The sequence below is a fragment of the Hydrogenophaga sp. genome, from assembly GCF_011390835.1.
GTDB lineage: Bacteria > Pseudomonadota > Gammaproteobacteria > Burkholderiales > Burkholderiaceae_C > Hydrogenophaga.
Genome location: NZ_JAABRQ010000056.1, coordinates 1 through 4,401 on the forward strand (window position 1 = coordinate 1; position 4,401 = coordinate 4,401).

General features: G+C 64.1%; 6 protein-coding genes. 5 read left to right on the top strand and 1 reads right to left on the bottom strand.

The genetic code is table 11. The annotated features are described in order from the left end of the window. On the bottom strand, positions 1-845 hold an 845-nt coding region (locus GPT34_RS17485; protein WP_291015259.1), incomplete at its 3' end, for a LysR family transcriptional regulator. 153 nt (positions 846-998) lie between these two features. Here GPT34_RS17485 and GPT34_RS17490 point away from each other — a divergent pair. From GPT34_RS17490 to GPT34_RS17510, 5 genes are all read left to right on the top strand, one after another. Beyond that, positions 999-1,700, top strand: a complete 702-nt coding sequence (locus tag GPT34_RS17490; protein WP_291015261.1) for a pirin family protein — start codon at positions 999-1,001, stop codon at positions 1,698-1,700. Positions 1,701-1,763: 63 nt separating this feature from the next. Further along, the gene (locus tag GPT34_RS17495; protein ID WP_291015264.1) at positions 1,764-2,171 is read left to right on the top strand and encodes a DoxX family protein; all 408 of its coding nucleotides are present in this window, start codon (positions 1,764-1,766) and stop codon (positions 2,169-2,171) included. Positions 2,172-2,244: 73 nt separating this feature from the next. Then, positions 2,245-2,799 carry a flavodoxin family protein gene (locus GPT34_RS17500; RefSeq protein ID WP_291015267.1) on the top strand — a complete coding sequence of 185 codons (555 nt, stop codon included), beginning with the start codon at positions 2,245-2,247 and terminating at the stop codon, positions 2,797-2,799. A gap of 192 nt (positions 2,800-2,991) precedes the next feature. Further along, the gene (locus tag GPT34_RS17505) at positions 2,992-3,705 is read left to right on the top strand and encodes a DUF599 domain-containing protein (RefSeq protein WP_291015270.1); all 714 of its coding nucleotides are present in this window, start codon (positions 2,992-2,994) and stop codon (positions 3,703-3,705) included. Between the two features lie 31 nt (positions 3,706-3,736). Then, on the top strand, positions 3,737-4,401 hold a 665-nt coding region (locus tag GPT34_RS17510; protein ID WP_291015272.1), incomplete at its 3' end, for a PHP domain-containing protein.

The window sequence follows — 4,401 nt, forward strand, 5'->3', positions numbered from 1 at the left end:
GTCTGGCGCCAAGCGTAGTGCACACGCACCACGCGATCCGGGTTTTGCACCGGCTTGACCACCAGCCGACCCGCGTCGATGAAGGGTTGCGCCAGCGGCAGCGGCAGAAAGCCGACGCCCAGGCCGCGCAGCTGGGCTTCGAGCTTGTGCTGCATGGTGGGAACGGTGAGCAAGTCCTGGCCTGGCGCGAGATTGTGCGACAGCCCTTGACCGCGCTGGGTCGAGTCCGACACCGCCACTGCCCGGTGCTGAGCGCGCTCGCTCTCGCTGAGTTTGTGGGTGGTGGCGGCCAGCGGATGGTGTGGCGCGACCGCGAACACAAATGCCACCTCGCCCAGAGGTGCGTGCTGCAACTCGCCCTGGGTTGGCTTCAGCACAACGCCCAGCGCCAGATCGGCCTGCCCGCGCTGCAGCGACTCCAGGGTGCCCGAGAGGGTTTCGGCGCGCAGCTTGATGCGCGTGGGCACACCTTCAGCGTAGAAGGCCTCGCACAGCTCGAACAGGGTGGTGCGCGCGATGATGGCGTCGGCTGCGATGGTGAGCAACGGTTCCCAGCCCGTGGCCACCCGCTTGACGCGCTGTGCCACGGCGTCGAGTTCGTCGAGCAGGTGCTGGCCCGAGCGCAGCAGCTCAGCGCCGGCTAGAGTTAGCTGAGCACGGCGCGAGCTGCGGTCGAACAGCAGCACGTCCAGAGCGTCTTCCACCTGACGCACCCGGTAGGTCAGCGCGCTGGGCACCATGCCCAGTTCGCGCGCCGCTGCCGCCATGCTGCCCAGTCGGGCCACGGCTTCGATCAGGCCCAGGTTATCGGGTGACAGCGCGCTCCGGGGATTCTGATGAGTCATGGTTTGTGGCAGAAATTAATTCAAAAAAATTGAATGATGCCATCAAAGGCCTGCAGCGTTGGAACCACCCGGCCCACTCACAATCAGGTCATGTTTAAGGCCCGAGAGCCGCTGCACGACAGCACTCCCACCTCCGGAGAAGGACCCCTCACCATGATGCAAGTTCGCCGTTCTGAAGCCCGCGGCTATGCCGATCACGGCTGGCTCAAGAGTCAGCATTCTTTCTCTTTTGCCGAGTATCACGATCCGAGCTGGATGGGCTGGGGCAATCTGCGCGTGATCAACGAAGATCGCATCGCGCCCGGTACCGGTTTTGGCACCCACGGTCACCGCGACATGGAAATTGTGAGCTACGTGCTGCAGGGCAATCTGGCCCACAAGGACAGCATGGGCAACGTCAAGGGCATTCCGCCGGGCGATGTGCAGCGCATGAGCGCCGGCAGCGGCGTTCAGCACAGTGAGTTCAACCACGCGCCGCAACAGACCACGCATTTTCTGCAGATCTGGATCGAGCCCAACGTGCGCGGCATCGCGCCGGGCTACGAGCAGAAAACGTTTGCTGAGGCCGACAAGCGCGGCCAGCTCAAGCTGGTGGCCTCGCCCGATGGCCGTGAAGCATCGGTGACGCTGCATGCCGATGCCGCGATCTACGCAGGCCTGCTCGACGGAGCCGAGCAAGCCGAGCTGACCATCGACCCCGCGCGCAAGGCCTATGTGCACCTGGTGCGCGGCCAGCTGAATGTGAACGGGGAAACCCTGCACACTGGCGACGCCGTGGCCCTCGCCCAGGAGTCGCGCCTGGTGCTGAGCCAAGGTGTTGATGCCGAGGTGCTGGTCTTTGATCTTGCAGCCTGACGCATCAGCCCCAACGCTTTTCAACCCCGTTCCTCGATTCCAAACTTTTTGTTTGGATCCACCATGCAAGCCCTTCAAAATCCCCTCGTCTTCTTGTCCCGTCTGCTGTTCGCAGCGGTGTTCCTGCCCGCTGGCATCAGCAAGATCGGGGGATTCGAAGGCACGGCTAGCTACATCGCTTCTGTCGGGCTGCCGTTGCCCGCGCTGGGAGCAGCGATCGCGATCCTGGTTGAGGTGCTCGGTGGTCTGGCGCTGATCGTGGGCCTGGGCACCCGATGGGTAGCGCTGGTTTTGGCCCTGTTCACCCTCGTGGCTTCGGTGTTCTTCCACAATTTCTGGGCGATGCCGGCCGATCAGCAGTTCATGCAGCAACTGATGTTCATGAAAAACATAGGCATCGTCGGGGGGCTGCTGGCTTTGACGGCCTTTGGTGCCGGCGCCTTCAGCCTGGACGCGCGCCGCGCGGCCTGATTACCCTTTCCTTGTTTCTTCCTCGTCGTCTTCAACCCCGCGCGCGAGCGCCTCTCTTTAGGACAGCATCAACATGGCACACATCGTCGTCGTATATCACTCGGGTTACGGTCACACCCAGCGCATGGCGCAATCGGTGGCCGATGGCGCCGGCGCAGAACTGCTGGCGATTGATGCGGAAGGCAACTTACCCGAAGGTGGCTGGGAGACGCTCGCCGCCGCTGACGCCATCATCATGGGCAGCCCGACCTACATGGGCACCGTGAGCTGGCAGTTCAAGAAATTCGCCGACGCGTCCAGCAAGCCCTGGTTCAGTCAGCAGTGGAAAGACAAGGTGTTTGCCGGCTTCACCAACAGCGCCACCATGAACGGCGACAAGCACTCGACCTTGCATTACCTGTTCACCCTGGCCATGCAGCACAGCGGCATATGGGTCGGCACCGGTCTGATGCCTAGCAACAGCAAAGCCGCACAGCGCAACGATGTCAACTACGTCGGCTCCTTCAGCGGCGCCATGGCACAAAGCCCGTCGGACGCTGGCGCGAACGAAATGCTGCCAGGCGACTTGGAAACCGCCCGCCTGTTCGGCGCCCGCGTGGCCGAGGTGACGACCAAGTTCAAAGGCTGATCGCACGCACAGCTAGGCCCAGCAGCCTCGGTCTGTAGCGGTCCGCCCCCCAGCGGAGCGTGGGCACCAGGGCCATCCGCCGGGCTGCCCCAAGGCAGTCCTCGCACCTTTGGGGCAGCGACCCGCGCAGCGGCGGAGCCGCGATTTGCATCTGCAAGATGCAAATCGCGAGGGGGCCAGTACCATCGCTGCATGACAATCATCCGCATGCTTCCCTGGGCAGACTGGCTCGCGCTGGTCTGCTTCATCGCCTTGTGGACAGGTTACGCCTGGTTTGCCCGGGTGTGGGGGGCCAAGAAGGGCTCGCTGATCCACACCACCAACCGGTACCGCGGCTACTGGATGCGTCAGGCGGCGATGCGCGATCCGCGCATGCTCGACGGGCTCATCACCCAGACGCTGTCGAACACGCCGGCGTTTTTTTCCTCAACCTCCATCCTGGTGATCGGTGGCCTGTTTGCCCTGCTCGGCACCACCGACAAGGCGGCTGAGCTCATGAGCGAGATCCCGTTTGCTCAGACCACCACGCTGGTGGTGTTCGAGTTCAAGGTGCTGGTGCTGGTGGGCATTTTTGTTTACGCGTTTTTCCGCTTTTCCTGGTGCATGCGCCAGTACACCTTTGTGGCGCTGGTGATCGGCGCCATGCCGCCGCCACAGGACTTCTCTTCGGGCAAATTTGACCAGCGTCAGTACGCCGAACGCGCAGCGGCCATGGTGGGCGCGGCGGCCGAGACCTTCAACGACGGTTTGCGTGCCTATTATTTTTCGTTTGCTGCCATCGCCTGGTTTTTCTCGCCGCTGGCCATGGTGATGGCCACCGGCCTGGTCGCCGCGATCCTGTACACGCGGGAATTCCGCTCGGAGGTGCTGAAAATTCTTCGCGACGACGGCAGCGCACCACCCTGATGGCCTGGGCCGGGGCTTCTAAAATGAACCCATGTTTGTTCACCTCCGCCTGCATTCCGAGTTTTCCGTCGTCGACGGCACCAACCGCATCGACGAGGTCGTGGCCGCGGCTGCGGCCAATGCCCAGCCCGCGCTGGCCATCACCGACCTGAGCAATCTGTTTGGCGCGGTCAAGTTCTATAAGGCCGCGCGAGGCACCGGGATCAAACCCTTGCTGGGGGCCGAGGTCATGCTGCAGGGCTTCAGCGTGGAGACGCCGGGCGCCATGCCCGGCAGCCACCAGCCGCCCGCGCCGCGGATGGTGCTGCTGGTGCAGGACCGGCAGGGTTACCTCAATCTGTGCGAACTGCTGGCCAGGGCCTGGACGCGCAACGATGGCCGCGGGCAGGCCGTGGTGCAGCGCGAATGGCTGGTGGAGCTCAACGCCGGGCTGATCCTGCTGGCGGGCGCACAGGCCGGCCCGGTGGGGCAGGCGCTGATGCAGGGTGACGAGGCGCGCGCGGCCGATATCGCCCTGCAGCTCTCCAGCCTGTTCACCCACCGCTTTTACCTCGAGCTTCAGCGCGCCGGCCGCGTGGACGACGAGCGCCATGTGGTCGCCGCGGTGCAGCTGGCGTCCCGGTTGCGGCTGCCGGTGGTGGCCACGCACCCGGTGCAGTTCCTGCAAGCTGACGACTACGAGGCGCACGAGGCCCG

What these genes read in the sequence shown, in the direction of transcription:
- GPT34_RS17500 (WP_291015267.1), top strand. Translation starts at nt 2,245, where the DNA reads ATGGCACACATCGTCGTCGTATATCACTCGGGTTACGGTCACACCCAG.
- GPT34_RS17505 (WP_291015270.1), top strand. Translation starts at nt 2,992, where the DNA reads ATGACAATCATCCGCATGCTTCCCTGGGCAGACTGGCTCGCGCTGGTC.
- GPT34_RS17490 (WP_291015261.1), top strand. Translation starts at nt 999, where the DNA reads ATGATGCAAGTTCGCCGTTCTGAAGCCCGCGGCTATGCCGATCACGGC.
- GPT34_RS17495 (WP_291015264.1), top strand. Translation starts at nt 1,764, where the DNA reads ATGCAAGCCCTTCAAAATCCCCTCGTCTTCTTGTCCCGTCTGCTGTTC.